The following is a 16326-nucleotide window of genomic DNA, read 5'->3' as shown; positions in this document are numbered from 1 at the left end:
GGCTCCAGAAAGGATTTGTGAAAGCTTGGGTTTGAAGTGTCATTCACTTCGGCGTCGATATCTCTGTACATTCTAGCCGACAAACTGTCGACAAGAAGTTCGACATTGCCGCGCATGTGTTTGCACCCGTGCCCTGGGTTCGGTGAGGAACCCGGCACCGGCGCTGTGCTCCGTCCGGAGACGGAGGGTGATTTCAAAGAGTTTGCATCCCCTGGCGGGCTTGTAGCACCCCAATGTCGCCGCGGAAATGCAGCAGATGACGACGCTGTGAGACCGCGATGGGCCCGAACAGCCCGACAGTCCGACAATCAAGCATAGAGTTCCGGCTTCCAAAGAGCGGCTTGCCTTGGCGGGGTGGGGCCCGCTAGCCTTGAGGGCGGAGGACTATCGATGGATCGGCAATCGCATTTTGTGGTCGTCGGCGGGGGCACCGCCGGCTGGATCGCGGCTTTCATCATTCAGGACGCGGCACGTCGAAAGGGACTCGACATCCGCATCAGCGTGATCGAGCCATCGAGCATTCCCACGGTTGGCGTGGGCGAGGCGACAACGGCCGCCTTCCGCGTGTTGCTCAAGCACTTCGGAATCGACGAGTTCGAGTTCTTCCGCAAAACCGAGGCGACGTTCAAGCTCGGCATCCGGCACGAGGACTGGCGCCGCAAGGGCTACACCTACTACGGGCCAATCGATGATCCGCATCAGGTGATCAGGCCGCCAGCGGGCGCTCCGGCCGACTATCTCAATGTCTATGCCATAGCGGCGGGGCGACCGATCACGGACATGCACCTGTTCGGGCCATTGCTGGAGCAGAAGAAGGCGCCCTATGCCAAGAAGGCCGACGGCTCGCTGATCCCGCTGGGGCCATTCCACCATGCCTATCATTTCGACCAGGCCAAGGTGGGGCGGTTTTTTGCCAGCAAATCCAAAGGCGTCGAGATCGTCGATGCCGTGGTTGCCGGCGTCGAGCGCGATGCAGAGAGCGGGCATGTGACGGCGCTGACGCTGGACAATGGGCAGGTGTTGGCCGGCGATTTCTTCATCGACGCGACGGGCTTTCGCAAGCAGCTGATCGTCAAGGAAATGCAGGCGGACTGGATTTCCTATGCGCATGAACTGCCGGTCAACCGGGCGCTGCCGTTCTGGCTCGATATCAAGCCGGGCGAGGAGATTGCCAATTACACCCGCGCCTGGGCGCAGGAATCGGGCTGGATGTGGCAGATCCCGACGCAGACCCGCTATGGCTGCGGCTATGTCTATTCGGATGCGTTCTCGACGCCCGAACAGGCCAAGGCCGAGGTGGAGCGCGTGCTAGGGCGCGAGATCGAGGTGCGCAGCGACATCCGCTTTTCGATCGGCCGGCTGGCCAATGCCTGGGTGGGCAATGTGCTGGCGGTGGGGCTGAGTTCAAGCTTCCTCGAGCCGCTGGAGTCCACGTCCATCCATGGCACGATCGTGCAGATGATGCTGTTTGCCGACCGGCATCTCAAGCATCCAAAGGGCATGACGCCGGCTGAGCGCGTCGACTACAACCAGCGGGTCGGCCGGCAGGTGGATGACTTCCGCACCTTTGTGAACACGCACTATATGGTCGAGCGCGACGATACCCCGTTCTGGCGCGAGGTGCGGGCCAATCGCATCCACCCCGAGAGCAAGGCGCAGCTGGCGCGCTGGCAGACGCAGATGCCGCGACATGACCAGTTCCCGGAGAATCTTTTCGGGCTGCCGCATATCCAGACCCAGCTCTACTATCCGGTGCTGGCGGGGCTTGGGTTGCTCGACCAGGGCCTGGCGCGGCGGGAGATGGAGAAGGACCCCAAGCTACGCCAGTTTGCCCGCGAAACCTATGAGAGCCTGGTCAAGGAATATCGTGCAGCGGCCAGCCAGGCGCTGGGCCATGCGGCGTTCCTCGAGATCGTGCGAGGCATGGCATGAGCTATGGCCGGGCGGAGCAGTGGTAACCGCGGCCGACGGTCCTGAAGAGCAACTGGTCGGGGGGCGCTCGACCGTGACGCGGCAGGGCGATGTGGTGTTTCGGCAGGCCGCGCCGTGGTCCAAGACCACCATGGAACTGCTGCGGCATCTGGAGGCTGTGAGCTATGCCCATGCGCCCCGAGTGATCGGCAGTGGCTTTGATGCGCAGAGCCGGGAAGTGCTGAGCTTTGTGGAGGGCGAGAGCCCGCATCCCTATGCCTGGGACGACGCCGCGCTGCCCGTGCTGGGCGCCATGCTGCGCGACCTGCATCAGGCGACGGCTGGCTTTGTGCCCGACCAGCCGGCGGTGTGGCGCCCCTGGTTCGGGCGCTCGATGGGCGTGCCGAGCGTGATCGGCCATTGCGACACGGGCGCGTGGAACATCATCGCCCGCGACGGCCTGCCGGTGGCGCTGATTGACTGGGAGGCAGCCGGGCCGGTCGATCCGCTGATCGAACTGGCCCAGGCCTGCTGGCTCAACGGATTGCTGTTCGATGATGATCTGGCCGAGACGCTGGGGCTTGGGTCAGTTGAGGCGCGGGCGCGGCAGGTGCGCTTGTTGCTGGATGGCTATGAGTTGCCACCTAGGCAGCGGGTCGGATTTGTCGGGCTGATGCGCGACTTCGCCATTGCCTGCGCGGCCAATGAGGCGATCGAGGCCGGCATCTCGCCGGACACTGTGGATGCAGGGCCACTGTGGGCGATAACCTGGCGGGTGCGCAGCGCCGGCTGGCTGGTGCGCCACCATGATGCCATCGAGCGTGTCGTTCTGGCGTAGCAGAAGGGGATGGAAATGCAGGGGATTGCGCTGTCGCGGGCCTTCTATGGCGAACTGGTGCGGCCCTGGCTGACAGAGGTGGCGCCGAACCTCAAACATGCCGCGGCACTGATCGGCTATGGCTCGGAACTGCTTGGCTTTGACGATGAGATGTCGCGCGACCACAATTGGGGGCCGCGGGTGCATCTCTATGTCAGCCGGGCGGATTTCGACGCGCGGGCGCAAGCGCTGGTTACGGGCTTCAGCCGCGCCACGCCCGAGAGCTTTCACGGCGAGCCCATCGGCTGGCGTTCCCGGCCGCATCCGCCGGCCAATAGTCCGGATGCCCTTGGCGCCGCGGAGCATGGGCTGGAAATCCACACCATCGAGGGGCGCCTGGAGGCGGCGCTGGGGCTGCGCTCGCTCGCGGACGTCGAGGTCCTGACCTGGCTGGGGTTCACCCAGCAGGGGCTGTTGAGCCTGACGGCCGGCGCTGTGTTTCACGACGATACCGGCGAATTGACCGCGCTGCGCGAGCGGATGGCCTATTTCCCCGATGATGTGTGGCTATACCGGATCGCCTGCCAATGGCGGCGGATCGCCGAGGAGCAGGCCTTTGTGGGCCGTGCCGGGATGGCGGGTGATGACCTTGGCTCCCGCGTGGTCGCGGGGCGACTTGTACGTGATGTGATGGGCATGGCGTTCCTGCTGGCGCGGCGCTATGCGCCCTATGCCAAATGGTTCGGCAGCGGCTTTGCCCGACTGCCCATGGCGGCTGCGCTGACGCCGCATCTCGCAGCGGCGCTGGGCGCGGAGCATTGGCAGGCGCGCGGCGAGGCACTGGCGGAGGCCTATCTTGTGCTGGCGCAAAACCAGCAGGCGCTGGGCATTGCGCCCTTCGCGCCGGTGCTGGGGCCCTATCACGAGCGCCCGTTCCGCACGATCAATGCCGACGACGGCGTGGCCGCGGCGCTTGCTGGGATCAGCGACATCCGCCTGCGGGCGCTGCCGGTGGTGGGGGCCATCGACCAGGTCAGCGATCTCACGCCTGTGTTGATGGACTCGGGGCTGACATTGCGGATGATGGCCCAGCTGCGGCCGTGACGGCTATGACGAGAGAACCCGGCGGGCATAGACGGGATCGTTGACGAGAAAGCCAGTGAAGCCGGCTTGGCGGCCTTGCAGCAGGACGTCGGCGGTACAATCACCAACGTCTCGGCCCGTGCCATGCCCGCCGGTTGTCATCCAAAACGGGTGCCCCTGATCGCGCAGGCGCGCCACGCGCTCGGGGGCCCCCTTGCTCTCCCACAGCCGCAGGATGGTACCGCCCCGTTCAAAAAAGGACATGTCGTCCTCAGGCCCGCCGCTGAGCAGGCCGAGGATAGTGGCGTCGCCCAGGTGGCGGATGAAATCGACTGACGAGAGGCTGTGCAGGCCAAAGATCAGGCGATGCTCCGGCCATTGGACCCGAAGGGCGTGCAGGTCGCTCAGCACTGCGGGCGCTTCATCCTTGACGTCGAAGAGGATGGCGGTGGTTGGCGGGATGGTGGCGAAGGCATCGTTCAGACGGGGTGCCACGGGCTGGCCGGGTTCCCAATGGACCTCGGCCAAGTCTGCCGACGTGAGATCGGCGATCCGGCGCGGGTCAGCGACGCGGCGCAGGTCCGGGTCATGGGCGCAGACGAGTGCGCCGTCGGCTGTCCGGCGGACGTCGATTTCAATGATCTCCGCGCCAGCCTCGACGGCGCCCTGCCAGGCTGCGGCAGAGTTCTCGCGATGGGCCGCCGAGTAGCCGCGGTGGGCGATGATTTCAAACACTTGGGATCTCCCGTCTCATGCCCAGCAGTCCGCGTGCTGCTGACGTCGGTCAGTCAACCGGGACGCTTTCGGCGCGGTATCGCGCCGCCCAATCATCGTTGATGCCGTCCGCGAGTTTCTTGACGCCGGGCGTGACGGAATCGGCGGCCGTGGGGTCAAGGCCGAGCTGTTCCAGAACATGGCGCAGGGTGCCCAAAGGGTCCAGCGACAGCGCGTCATAGGACAGCCGCACCGGCACAATGGCCTGGCTGGCGAACCAGTTGTCCCAGTGCTGGTCATAGCCGGCAAAGGTCTCGATGCAGGCGTGGAGTTGATCGCGGTCATAAACGGGGTCGCGGTGCGCGGCGGTGCGTTCCAGCTCCGAGCCGTCCGGCGCCATGTGCCACAGGCCGGTTTGCCGGGCCTTGAGATAGGAGATGGCCTGGTCCAGCTTGTCCGGACGGCGCAGGTGGACAAACAGGGTCCTGCCAAAGGTCAGCTGAAAACGCTCGGCATCGGTGGCAGCCTCAGGGTGAAGCACAGCCAGCTTCTCGAGAAAGAAGGCAAGGCTATGTGCCTGCAGACGCTGGCCAAAGATCGCCGTACCGTTGCGCCCCTTGGCCATGGCGACCTGCATGGCCTGTTGGATCAGATCGCTTTCCGTGGCCGCTTGGGCGATATCGAGCGCCAGATCCTCGATCCAGCCGTCCAGAGTGTTGCCAAAGAAGTAGGACTTGGGCTTGCCGGCAATTCCGGTCGCGGTCAGCATGTTGCACAGCAAGGTGCTGCCGCTGCGGGGGGAGGTGCAAATCGCGTAGGAATCGAACTGTGACATGGCGCGTGACTAGCGCCGTGTCATGAAGCGTCGATGACGCGACTTGCCGGCATACCTCAGGCCGCGTCGTGGATCAGTTCGTCGGCCAGACCGTATTCGTGCAGTTTTCGGTAGAGCGTGGAGCGACCGATCTTGAGGGCGCGGGCGACGCGAGACATGCGGCCGCCGTGGTGGGCGATGGCAAAGACGATGGCGGCGCGCTCGATCTCGGCGAGGGCGGCGACTTCGCCAGTGGCATCCAGGAACCGGTCGGGTGCCGCGACCGTCTCAAACACGGTGCGCTGGCGCACGGTATTGGTGTCGATATGGGTGGGGGCGGCGGCGACCGGGGCCGCCTCGATGGCCTTGACGACGCTGTCGCGGCCGATGGACTGCGCGACGATCTGCGGGAAGTCCTGGGTTTCAAGGAAGGCCGCGTCGCACAGGATCACCGCACGATAGACGGCGTTCTCGAGCTGGCGGACATTGCCGGGCCAGTCATAGGCCTTGAGCAGGTCGAGCGCCGGCGGGGCGATGCCCAGGATGCGCTTGCCAGCCTCTGCGGAGAAGCGGGCGATGAACATGGCGATCATGGCCGGCAGGTCTTCGATGCGCTCGCGCAGGGGCGGGGTGTAGATGGGGAAGACGTTGAGGCGGTAGTAGAGATCCTCGCGGAACTCGCCAGTCTTGGCCAGGTTGAGCAGGCGACGATTGGTGGCCGAGATGATGCGGACATTGACGCGCTCGGTGCGCGTGGCGCCGACCGGCTCGATCTCGCCCTCCTGCAGGGCGCGCAGCAGCTTGGGCTGAATGTCGAGCGGCAGCTCACCGATCTCGTCGAGGAACAGCGTGCCATTGTGGGCTTCGGCAAATTTGCCGATCTGGTCGGCGGTGGCGCCGGTGAAGGCACCCTTTTTGTGGCCGAACAGCACCGATTCAACCAGATTGGGCGGGATGGCGCTGCAGTTGACGGTGACAAAGGGCTTGCCGGAGCGGTCGCCCGAGCCCTGGATGATGCGGGCAATCAATTCCTTGCCGACGCCGGTTTCGCCCTCGATGAGCACGGGAATGGTGGACTTGGCGGCCTTGGCGCAGAGCTCGAGCACGCGGGCCATGGCCGGGGCCTTGGCGATCATGTCGCTGGCCGTGAAGGTGCCGGCGCGGCGGGCGCGTTCGGCGCGGATGGTGGCCTCAAGCGCATCCAGCTTCATGGCGTTGCGCAGCGAGATGACGAGGCGCTCGGGCGCCACGGGCTTGACGAAATAGTCGGCAGCGCCATTGCGCATGGCGGAGATGACGGTCTCCATCGAGGCATTGGCCGTCTGGATGATGACCGGCGTGGTCAGGCCTTCGCGGCGCATGGCATCCATCACGCCCATGCCGTCGAGATCGGGCATGACCAGATCGAGAATCATTGCGCCGATATTGCGGTCTTCGCGCAGGATGGCGAGCGCCTGCTCCCCACCGGTGGCGGTGAGCGGCTTGAAACCGGCCTTGTTGGCCACTTCCGCGGTCAGGCGGAGCTGAACCGGATCATCATCAACAACCAGAACGCGCGTCATTCATACTCCGGTCTTTTGTGCACGGCATCGAATCGTGTGCCGTTTTGGGATGAGCATGGGTGGCGGGGGTTAAGGGTCGATTAATCATGCAGATTTTGGTGGTGTCGCGGAACATAAGGCGCCGTGCTGCCCCCCGTCGGGGCAAGACGACATGGACGGCATGCCGTATTGGGAAGGGCGAGGTTGGCCCTGCGCAAGCTGTGGCCGCTTGACCCTTCCCATCCCCGTCTGTGCTGGCTAAGGTCCGCGCCAAATGATGACCAGCCGGAGATCTGCCATGACCGCCCCCGCTCAGAAGAGCCACAATCAGTTCGGCAATTTGCCGGTGTGGGATCTCAGCGATCTCTACCCAGGTGTGGACAGCCCCGAGTTCAAGGCCGGGCTCGACAAGGCCAAGGAAGACGCAGTCCGGTTCGAGAGCCAGTACAAGGGCCGACTGGTGGAGCTGACCAAGGCTGGCCGGCTGATCGAGGCGATCAAGGACAGCGAGGCGCTGGGCGATCTAACCGGGCGCATCGGTTCGTTCTCCTTCCTGCAATATGCGCAGAAGTCGACCGATCCCGACCGTGCCAAGTTCATGGGCGACACCAATGAGGCGCTGACCAATCTGTCGACGCGGGTGCTGTTTTTCGAGCTGGAACTGAACCGCATCGAGGACGCCGATCTCGAAGCCGCCTTTGCTGCCGACCCAGAGCTGGCGCGCTATCGCACCTGGTTTGCCGAGCTGCGCAAGGCCAAGCCCTACCAACTCGATGATAAGCTCGAGGAACTGTTCCACGACAAGTCCGTCACGGCCTTCTCGGCGTGGAACCGGTTGTTCGACGAGACGCTGTCGAGCCTGGAGTTTGACGTCAACGGCGAAGTGCTCAATCTCGAGGCGACGCTGCACCTGATGAGCGAGAAGGACAGCGCCAAGCGCGAGGCCGCGTTCAAGGCGCTGGGCGTCACGCTCAAGGCCAATGGCCGGCTGTTCACGCACATCACCAATGTGCTGGCCAAGGACAAGGAAATCTCGGACCGCTGGCGCGGCTACGAGGATATTGCCGATAGCCGGCACATGGCCAATTCGGTTGAGCGCGAGGTGGTCGATGCGCTGCAGCAGGCCGTGCAGGCGGCCTATCCGCGGCTGAGCCACCGCTACTACGCCATGAAGGCCAAGTGGTTCGGCAAGGACAAGCTCGATGCCTGGGATCGCAATGCGCCGCTGCCCACCAGCGACGAACGCACCTGGGACTGGGACAGCGCCGTGGCGACGGTGATGGAAGCCTATGGCAAGTTCTCGCCCAAGCTGGCGGAAGTGGCCGCGCCCTTCTTCAACTCGGGCTGGATCGATGCGCCGAGCGGGGATGGCAAGCTGTCAGGCGCCTTTGCCCACCCCACAGTGCCCAGCGCGCATCCCTATCTGATGCTGAACTATATGGGGCGCTCGCGCGATATCATGACGCTGGCCCATGAGCTAGGCCATGGCGTGCACCAGCGGTTGGCGGCGGCGCAGGGCCCGATCCTGGCCAATACGCCACTGACCCTGGCGGAGACCGCTTCGGTGTTCGGCGAAATGCTGACGTTCCGCTCGCTGCTGGACAAGACCGAGGACCCCAAGGCGCGGTTTGCGCTGCTCTCGGGCAAGGTCGAGGACATGCTCAATACTGTGGTCCGCCAGATCGCGTTCTACACCTTCGAGCGGCGCGTCCATACGGCCCGGCGGCAGGGCGAGCTGCGCACCGAGGAGATCAACCAGATCTGGCTGGATGTGCAGAAGGAATCGCTGGGCGACGCCATCGTCGCCAATGAGGGCTACGAGAGCTTCTGGGCCTATATTCCCCACTTCATCCACTCGCCCTTCTACGTCTATGCCTATGCGTTCGGCGACTGCCTTGTGAACTCCCTCTACGCACAGTATGAGAAGGCAAACGAAGGGTTTGCCGAGCGGTATTTCGAGCTGCTCAAGGCGGGGGGAAGCAAGCACCATTCTGAACTGTTGGCGCCGTTCGGACTGGACGCGAAGGATCCTGAATTCTGGTCGCTTGGCCTGTCGATGATCGAGGGGCTGATCGATGAGCTGGAAGCCACTGCGCCCTAGCGGTTGCAGCGGCCGACTTTAGACGCATAGACTTTTTGAGCACTGGACGAACGAGGACAAAATGGCCACCAAACACCACGCCGAACTGCAGGTTGAATCCCCGATGGACTATGCCCAGCACGAAGCGACCTACAACGGCTTCCTGACCGCTGTGAAGTGGTCCATCCTGGCGTTGGCCGCATCGGCCGTGGTGTTGTACTTCCTGATCAAGCCCTGATTTTCAGGCAGGTTCAGGCATTCAAACCGAGCCTGTCCGCCGGGCAGGCGGGCAGGAGATATTGATGAAGATAGCCATCGTCCGCGAACGTTCCGACAATGAGAACCGCGTGGCGGCAACACCGGAGACGGTGAGTAAGCTGATCAGCCTGGGCGCGAGCGTTGCGGTGGAAGCCGGCGCGGGCCTGGGATCGCGCATTCCGGATAGCGACTATGCGGCGGCCGGGGCGAGCATTGTCGCAACGCCGGCGGCGGCCCTCAAGCAGGCCGATGTGGTGCTGACAGTGCGGCGCCCCGAGGCGGCGGCGCTGGCCGGCGTCAACCCGGGTGCCCTGCTGATCGGTGCGCTGGACCCCTATGGCAATGACGTGGCGCTGGCCGCGCTGGCCAAGGCCGGCGTCACAGCCATGTCCATGGAATTCATGCCACGCATCACGCGCGCCCAGGTGATGGATATCCTGTCCAGCCAGGCCAATCTGGCTGGCTACCAGGGCGTGATCGAAGCGGCGGCGGTGTTTGACCGCGCCATGCCCATGATGATGACCGCTGCCGGTACGGTGCGTCCGGCCAAGGCCTTTGTGATGGGGGCGGGCGTTGCCGGGCTGCAGGCCATTGCCACGGCAAAGCGGCTGGGTGCGGTGGTGTCGGCGACCGACGTGCGCCCGGCGGCCAAGGAACAGGTGGAAAGCCTGGGCGGCAAGTTCATTGCCGTCGAGGACGAGGAATTCAAGCAGGCCGAAACGGCCGGCGGCTATGCCAAGCAGATGAGCGCGGAATACCAGGCCAAGCAGGCCGAGCTGACAGCGCAGCACATTGCCAAGCAGGACATCGTGATCACCACGGCGCTCATTCCGGGGCGTCCGGCGCCGCGGCTGATCACCAAGGCGATGGTGGAATCGATGGCGCCCGGTTCGGTGATCGTCGATCTGGCAGCCGAGCGCGGCGGCAATGTCGAACTGACCGTGCCCGGCCAGGTGATCGAGCATAATGGCGTGACCATTATCGGCTACACCAATGTGCAGGGGCGCATTCCCACCACGGCCAGCCAGCTCTATGCCCGCAATCTGCTGGCCTTCCTGACCACGCTGATTGACGCCAAGACCAAGACACTGGCTGTCAATTGGGACGATGAACTGGTCAAGGCGACCGTGCTGACCCGCGATGGCCTGGTGGTGCATCCCAGTTTTGTCGGCGCGGCGATGGCGAGCGAAGCCAAGCCCGTTGCTGCCAAGACGACAGCGACGAAGGCGGCCACAACCAAGCCAGCGAGCGGCAAGAGCGTGACGGCCAAGGCCGCCGCACCAAAGGCGGCAGCGGCCAAGCCCGCGACGCCCAAGGCTCCGGCCAGCAAGCCGGCTGCCGAAGCCGCTGACGCTGCCCCGGTGGCGGCGCCTGTAGCCAAGGCGCCGACGGCAGCCCGCAAGGCGGCCAAGGCAGAGGCCATTGCGGTGATCGATGCCGCGGCTGCCGAGAAGCCAACCGTGGCCAAGCCGGTGCGTGCCAAGGCTGTGAAGCCTGCTGCAGACGCCAAGGCCCCTGCCGCCAAACCCGCGACTGCCAAAAAGCCCGCTGCGGCCAAGACGCCGGCAGCACCCAAGGGAGAGAAGTAAATGGATTTGATCGACCCCTTCACCTTCCGCCTGGCCATTTTCGTGCTGGCGATCTTTGTGGGCTATTTCGTGGTCTGGTCGGTGACGCCGGCGCTGCATACGCCGCTGATGAGCGTGACCAATGCGATCTCCTCGGTGATCGTGGTGGGCGCGCTGCTGGCCGTGGGCGTGCATCTGGCCACCGATTCCAGCTGGCTCTCGAAGGTCTTTGGCTTCATCGCGCTGGTGTTTGCCAGCGTGAATATCTTTGGCGGGTTCCTCGTCACCCAGCGCATGCTGGCCATGTACAAGAAGAAGGGTTGAACCGATGATTTCTGCAGATATTGCAGCCCTTCTCTACCTGGTCTCGGGCGTGCTGTTCATCCTGGCGCTGCGTGGTCTGTCCAATCCCCGCTCGGCTCAGCAGGGCAACCGCTTCGGCATGATCGGCATGGGCATCGCCATCCTGACCACGCTGGCGCTGGCGGCACCAAGCGATGTGCTCAGCTGGGTGCTGATCATCGGCGGTATCGCGCTCGGCGGTGGTATCGGCGCCTATATGGCCCGCACCGTCAAGATGACCGACATGCCGCAGCTGGTCGCGGCCTTCCACTCGCTGGTGGGCCTTGCCGCGGTGTTCGTGGCGGCGGCAGCGCTTTATGCGCCTGAGGCGTTCCAGATCGGGTCGCCGGGGCATATCCACACCCAGGCGCTGATCGAAATGTCCCTGGGCGTGGCTATCGGCGCCTTTACCTTCACCGGTTCGGTGATCGCCTTTGCCAAGCTGAATGGCAATATGAGCGGCAAGCCCATCATCCTGCCGGCGCGCCATGCCATCCATATCGTGATGGGCGTGGCCATTGTGGCGCTGATCTGGGCCTTTGCCAGCTCGGCCGAACCCTGGCTGTTCTGGGCCATTACGGTGCTGGCGCTGGTGCTGGGCGGGCTGATGATCATCCCGATCGGCGGCGCGGACATGCCAGTGGTGGTGTCGATGCTCAACTCCTATTCGGGCTGGGCCGCCGCCGGCATCGGCTTCACGCTGGGCAATACGGCGCTGATCATCACCGGTGCGCTGGTGGGCTCGTCGGGCGCGATCCTGAGCTACATCATGTGCAAGGCCATGAACCGCAGCTTCATCTCGGTGATCCTGGGCGGCTTTGGTGGCGACACCGCTGCAGCCAGCAGCGGGGCAGAGGATGATCGTCCGGTCAAGCAGGGCGCTGCCGACGACGCAGCCTTCCTGATGAAGAACGCCAGCAAGGTGATCATCGTGCCGGGCTATGGCATGGCCGTGGCCCAGGCGCAGCACGCGCTGCGCGAAATGGCTGACCTGCTCAAGAAGGAAGGCGTCACCGTCAAATATGCCATCCATCCGGTGGCCGGCCGCATGCCGGGGCATATGAACGTGCTGCTGGCGGAAGCCAATGTGCCCTATGACGAGGTGTTCGAACTCGAGGACATCAATTCCGAGTTCGCCCAGTCGGACGTGGCCTTTGTGATCGGCGCCAATGACGTGACCAATCCGGCAGCCAAGACCGACAAGACCAGCCCGATCTATGGCATGCCGGTTCTGAACGTTGAGGACGCTGGCACGGTGCTGTTCATCAAGCGCGGCATGGCGGCTGGCTATGCGGGCGTGCAGAACGAATTGTTCTACCGCGACAACACCATGATGCTGTTCGGTGACGCCAAGAAGATGACCGAAGACATCGTCAAGGCCCTTGGCCACTAGCGATGACAGGCGAGGCCGCAACCGGCCTCGTCGCCTTTTTCGTTACCTGCGTGGCGATCGAGCTGACACCGGGTCCGAACATGGCCTATCTGGCCGTGCTCGGGGCCGAGCGGGGGCGTCTGGCGGGTCTATATGCTGTGGCCGGCGTGGCGCTGGGGCTGGCACTGCTGGGCGTTCTTGCGGTGCTGGGCGTGGGCGAGGCCATCGCGGCTCAGCCAGCGCTCTATGAGACGCTGCGCTGGGCGGGCGTCGCCTATCTGCTCTATCTGGCTGTTGACGCCTGGCGCGATGGGCAACGTCCGCTGGAAAGCCTTGACCCCGAGATGCTGGGCTGGCGCTCGTTCCGGCGGGGGCTGATCAGCAATCTGCTCAATCCCAAAGCGGCACTCTTCTACATCACTGTGCTGCCCAGCTTCATGGCACCAGGGCAATCGGCCGTGGCGCAGACCGCTATGCTGGGGGCGATTTACGTGGCGGTGGCCACGATGGTGCATGCCACGGTGGTGGTGCTGGCCGGATCCGTACAGCCGTTGCTGACGGGGGCAAAGAGCCGGCGCATCATGGGCGGCGTGTTCGCGGCGCTGCTGGTCGGCGTTGCCGCCTGGGTGGCGCTGTCGACGGCGCGGTGACGGCTCAATAATGCGGCGGTGGCCGCTCGGTGGCGGGGTCGGCGATGTGGACGCCGGAGCGGACCTGCTGTTCCATCTGGTCGAGCTTGCGCGTGAGCAGGTCGATCTGACGCCATTGCGCGGTGATCGTGGCGTTGAGTTCCTCGATCGTCTGGTCCTGATAGGCAATCCGGGCTTCGAGCGTGTCGAGGCGTTGGGCGTGGTCGGTCATAGGGATAAATCCTGTTTGCCCGCTTCTAGCGCAAGCCATGGCATTCGCCCATGGTTCACAACCAATTGGCACCTGCCGAAACCAGGTTACCTCGGCGTGCGTTCTTGCGGAACGGGGCTTTTCGGGCCATGTGACGGGCAGAAAAGGAAATTGCCATGACCAAGCAGCTCAAGATCGACGTGTTCACCGATGTGGTATGCCCCTGGTGCATCGTCGGATCGGCACGGCTCGACAAGGCCGTTGCGGCCCTGCCCGACGATGTGGAGGTGGTGATCGAGAACCACCCGTTCTATCTCGACCCCAATACGCCGGCCGAAGGCGTGGTGGTGGCTGACATGCTGCGGGAGAAATATGGCAGCGATCCCAAGGCGATGTGGGCGCGCGTCGAGGGCGAGGCGGCCAAGGCCGGCGTGACGCTCGACCTCAGCCAGCAGCCGCGCATGTTCCCCACCAAGAAGGCCCATACGATCACCCGGCTGTCCAAGCCGCTGGGCATCCAGCACGAGCTGGCCAATGCCATTGCCAATGCCTATTTCCTCGAGCATCGGCAGATCAATGACGACAATGTGTTGGCCGATATTGCTGTGGAGTTCGGCTGGGATCGGGGCGATGCTCTTGATGCCATGGGGGACGAGAACGAGCTGGCGATCACCGAGCAGCTGGCTACGGATGCCGCTGCACAGGGCATTCGCGGCGTGCCGTTCTTTATCTTCGGCGAGAAATATGCCCTCTCCGGCGCACAGCCTGACGAGGTTTTCGAGCGGGCACTGGCGCAGACCCTTGCCGAAATGTAGCCGCCCCAGCCGAGTGGCTGGCAAGCGGGCGCCGATGCTGTAGATTCAGGGCGGAATAGCCCATGGAAGTGACTCGTGAAACTGCTGCGTCGGATATTGCTGGCCCTGGGCCTGTTGCTGGTTGTCGCCTATGGCGGCGCACTCGCCTATATGTATGTCAACCAGCGGGCACTGCAGTATGACGCGGAAGGCCCCATCACGCCGCTGGCGGACAGCGGGCTGACGGCGGCCCAGGCCGTCGCTATTGCATCGGGCGATGGTGTGATCAATGGCTGGTATCAGGCGCCGCAGCCGGGCAAGCCTCTGATTGTCTTCTACAAGGGTAATTCGGGCAGCTTCAGCAAGGAACACGAGCGCTATGTGCAGTTCGTGGCCGATGGTTATGGCTTTCTGGCTTTCGACTATCGCGGCTTTCCGATGTCGCCAGGCAGCATCAGCCAGGAGCATATCCTGGAAGACGCCATCAACGCCTTCGATTGGGCGGCCGAAAAGGGTGCGCCCATCGTGATCTGGGGGCGTTCGCTAGGGTCGGGACCGGCAACCTATGTCGCCAGCCAGCGCGAGGCCAGGGCCTTGCTGCTGGAGACGCCATTCCTGTCGGCTGTGACAGTGGCGGCGGAGCGCTACCCGTTCCTGCCGGTGGGGCTCGTGATGCAGGACCAGTTTCCCAGCAATGTCTGGATGGCCGATGTCAGCGAGCCGGTGATGGTGGCGCATGGCACGGCCGACAAGACCATCGATGTTTCCAATGGCGAAAGGCTCTATGGGCTGGCGCCGCATCCAGACAATCTCTGGATCGAGCCCGGTGCCGGGCATAGCGACATGTGGGCGCGGGGCATCTGGGCCCGGGCCGAGCCCTTCTTCGAACGGGCCATGACCGCATCATGAGCTCCCTGGTTGCTACCCCCATGTCGGCGCGGCGCACCGCGCTGATCGGGGGGCTTATGGTGGCGGCCGGGCCGCTATCCATCTCGCTCTATGGGCCGGCGCTGCCGACCATTGTTGCCGAGCTGGGCACGACCGATGCGGTGGGCAAGCTGTCTCTTGCGGTCTATTTCGCAGCCTTTGCGCTGGCACAGCTGGTGTGCGGGCCGCTGTCGGACAGTCTGGGGCGCCGCAAGGTGGCTGTGCTGTTCTTCTCGCTCTATGTGGTGGGCAGTGTTGTCGTGGCGCTGGGCGGCAGTGTTGAGGCGCTGCTGTCGGGGCGGGTGCTGCAGGGCATCGGCGTCTCGGTGGGCGTGGCGCTGTCGCGGGCTATGGTGCGGGACCAGTTCACCGGCGCTGAGTCCATCCGCATCCTGACGTTGATCAATCTGATCCTGACGGTAGCGCCGGCCATTGCGCCGACGCTGGGCAGTGCCATCCTTCTGGTGGGGAGTTGGCACCTGCTGTTCCTGGTCATGGCGGGCTATGGGCTGCTGCTGATGGGGCTGATCAGTGTGGCGGCGCGGGAGACCCATCCGGAAGCGGCCAGAATGCCGCTAAGCCCGCAGACGATTGTGCGCAACTATGGCCTGCTGCTCAGCGATGGCCGCTTCATGCTGCCGGCGCTGGTGCTGGCGCTGTCCTTCGGCGGCTTTTATGGCTTTGCGGCGCTGCTGCCATTCATCCTGATCGACGAGATCGGGCTCAATACGTTCCAGTTTGCCATGGTGATGCTGATCCAGACCGGGGCGTTCATTTCCGGCAATGTGCTAGCCGGCTATGCGGCGCGGCGGCTCAGCGGGCTGAACATGGTGCGCGTCGGGCTGGTGCTGATTGCCCTGGCGGGACTGGGCTTTGGCATCGCGCCGCGGCTGTTACCCGGCGAGGCGCTGGCGGTGATGGTGCCGGTGGCACTGTGGATGCTGTCGCTGGCCTTCATCGGACCGAGCACGACAGCCGCCGCCATGGCCGATTTCGGCGGCATTGCCGGGGCGGCGGGGGCGCTGACGGGGGTTTTCCAGGTGGGCGGGGGCTTTGTCGGTTCAACCCTGGCCAGCATCGCCTTTGCCACCGCCAGCGGCGCGCTGACCACGCTGATGCCGATCATGGCCGCGCTGACCATTGCCGTGGCCCTGGTGCGCCGGGTGTCGGCCCGCGGCCGGGCAGCAAGTCCGCCGGAGACCTGATCGAAGGTCGGACAAAGCACAAAAGAAAACGCCGCCCAAAAGGACGGCGTTTCAAATTCT

The 16326-nt window shown here is 64.4% G+C and carries 15 protein-coding genes and 1 pseudogene; 12 read left to right on the top strand and 4 right to left on the bottom strand.

What is annotated here, in order from left to right; genetic code table 11:
* Positions 1–390 precede the first annotated feature (390 nt).
* From E8M79_RS17505 to E8M79_RS17495, 3 genes are read left to right on the top strand one after another with little or no spacing between them, the layout of a single operon-like run.
* Positions 391–1932 (top strand): tryptophan halogenase family protein, encoded by a 1542-nt coding sequence (locus E8M79_RS17505; RefSeq protein WP_137153125.1) that lies wholly within the window; start codon positions 391–393, stop codon positions 1930–1932.
* Positions 1933–1951: 19 nt separating this feature from the next.
* Entirely contained in the window at positions 1952–2749 is a 798-nt protein-coding gene (locus E8M79_RS17500) for a phosphotransferase (protein WP_248305026.1), read from the top strand.
* 15 nt (positions 2750–2764) lie between these two features.
* A complete protein-coding gene (locus E8M79_RS17495; protein WP_137153123.1) occupies positions 2765–3832 on the top strand; it encodes a DUF4037 domain-containing protein in 1068 nt (355 codons plus the stop codon).
* Positions 3833–3835: 3 nt separating this feature from the next.
* Here E8M79_RS17495 and E8M79_RS17490 read toward each other — a convergent pair whose 3' ends face one another.
* From E8M79_RS17490 to E8M79_RS17480, 3 genes are read right to left on the bottom strand one after another with little or no spacing between them, the layout of a single operon-like run.
* On the bottom strand, positions 3836–4546 hold the full coding sequence (locus E8M79_RS17490; protein WP_137153122.1) for a glycerophosphodiester phosphodiesterase family protein: 711 nt from the start codon (positions 4544–4546) through the stop codon (positions 3836–3838).
* 49 nt (positions 4547–4595) lie between these two features.
* Positions 4596–5360 (bottom strand): Stf0 family sulfotransferase, encoded by a 765-nt coding sequence (locus E8M79_RS17485; RefSeq protein WP_137153121.1) that lies wholly within the window; start codon positions 5358–5360, stop codon positions 4596–4598.
* 56 nt (positions 5361–5416) lie between these two features.
* Positions 5417–6901 (bottom strand): sigma-54 dependent transcriptional regulator, encoded by a 1485-nt coding sequence (locus E8M79_RS17480; protein ID WP_137153120.1) that lies wholly within the window; start codon positions 6899–6901, stop codon positions 5417–5419.
* 277 nt (positions 6902–7178) lie between these two features.
* Here E8M79_RS17480 and E8M79_RS17475 point away from each other — a divergent pair, with 277 nt between their 5' ends.
* The 6 genes and pseudogenes from E8M79_RS17475 to E8M79_RS17450 all read left to right on the top strand — a co-directional run bounded on the left by E8M79_RS17475 (position 7179) and on the right by E8M79_RS17450 (position 13150).
* The gene (locus E8M79_RS17475) at positions 7179–8981 is read left to right on the top strand and encodes a M3 family oligoendopeptidase (RefSeq protein WP_248305025.1); all 1803 of its coding nucleotides are present in this window, start codon (positions 7179–7181) and stop codon (positions 8979–8981) included.
* 61 nt (positions 8982–9042) lie between these two features.
* A complete protein-coding gene (locus tag E8M79_RS17470) occupies positions 9043–9198 on the top strand; it encodes an aa3-type cytochrome c oxidase subunit IV (RefSeq protein WP_137153118.1) in 156 nt (51 codons plus the stop codon).
* Between the two features lie 64 nt (positions 9199–9262).
* Positions 9263–10543, top strand: a pseudogene (locus tag E8M79_RS17465) (Re/Si-specific NAD(P)(+) transhydrogenase subunit alpha); the annotation flags it as partial.
* A 264-nt stretch (positions 10544–10807) separates the two neighbouring features.
* A complete protein-coding gene (locus E8M79_RS17460) occupies positions 10808–11110 on the top strand; it encodes a proton-translocating transhydrogenase family protein (RefSeq protein ID WP_137153116.1) in 303 nt (100 codons plus the stop codon).
* Positions 11111–11117: 7 nt separating this feature from the next.
* Positions 11118–12521, top strand: a complete 1404-nt coding sequence (locus tag E8M79_RS17455; RefSeq protein ID WP_137153435.1) for an NAD(P)(+) transhydrogenase (Re/Si-specific) subunit beta — start codon at positions 11118–11120, stop codon at positions 12519–12521.
* 2 nt (positions 12522–12523) lie between these two features.
* Entirely contained in the window at positions 12524–13150 is a 627-nt protein-coding gene (locus E8M79_RS17450; protein WP_137153115.1) for a LysE family translocator, read from the top strand.
* Between the two features lie 4 nt (positions 13151–13154).
* Here E8M79_RS17450 and E8M79_RS17445 read toward each other — a convergent pair whose 3' ends face one another.
* Positions 13155–13361, bottom strand: a complete 207-nt coding sequence (locus E8M79_RS17445; RefSeq protein WP_137153114.1) for a SlyX family protein — start codon at positions 13359–13361, stop codon at positions 13155–13157.
* A 155-nt stretch (positions 13362–13516) separates the two neighbouring features.
* Here E8M79_RS17445 and E8M79_RS17440 point away from each other — a divergent pair, with 155 nt between their 5' ends.
* The 3 genes from E8M79_RS17440 (at position 13517) to E8M79_RS17430 (ending at position 16266) form a co-directional block, all read left to right on the top strand.
* Entirely contained in the window at positions 13517–14155 is a 639-nt protein-coding gene (locus tag E8M79_RS17440; RefSeq protein ID WP_137153113.1) for a DsbA family oxidoreductase, read from the top strand.
* 75 nt (positions 14156–14230) lie between these two features.
* On the top strand, positions 14231–15043 hold the full coding sequence (locus E8M79_RS17435; protein ID WP_137153112.1) for an alpha/beta hydrolase: 813 nt from the start codon (positions 14231–14233) through the stop codon (positions 15041–15043).
* Complete coding sequence (locus E8M79_RS17430) at positions 15040–16266, top strand: multidrug effflux MFS transporter (protein ID WP_137153111.1); 1227 nt, start codon at positions 15040–15042, stop codon at positions 16264–16266. The genes E8M79_RS17435 and E8M79_RS17430 overlap by 4 nt, the downstream gene beginning before the upstream one ends.
* Positions 16267–16326: the final 60 nt, after the last annotated feature.

Origin of the sequence: Devosia sp. FKR38 (assembly GCF_005222805.1) — a bacterium.
Taxonomy (GTDB): Bacteria; Pseudomonadota; Alphaproteobacteria; order Rhizobiales; family Devosiaceae; genus Devosia.
This window is presented reverse-complemented; position numbering and strand designations above follow the sequence as displayed.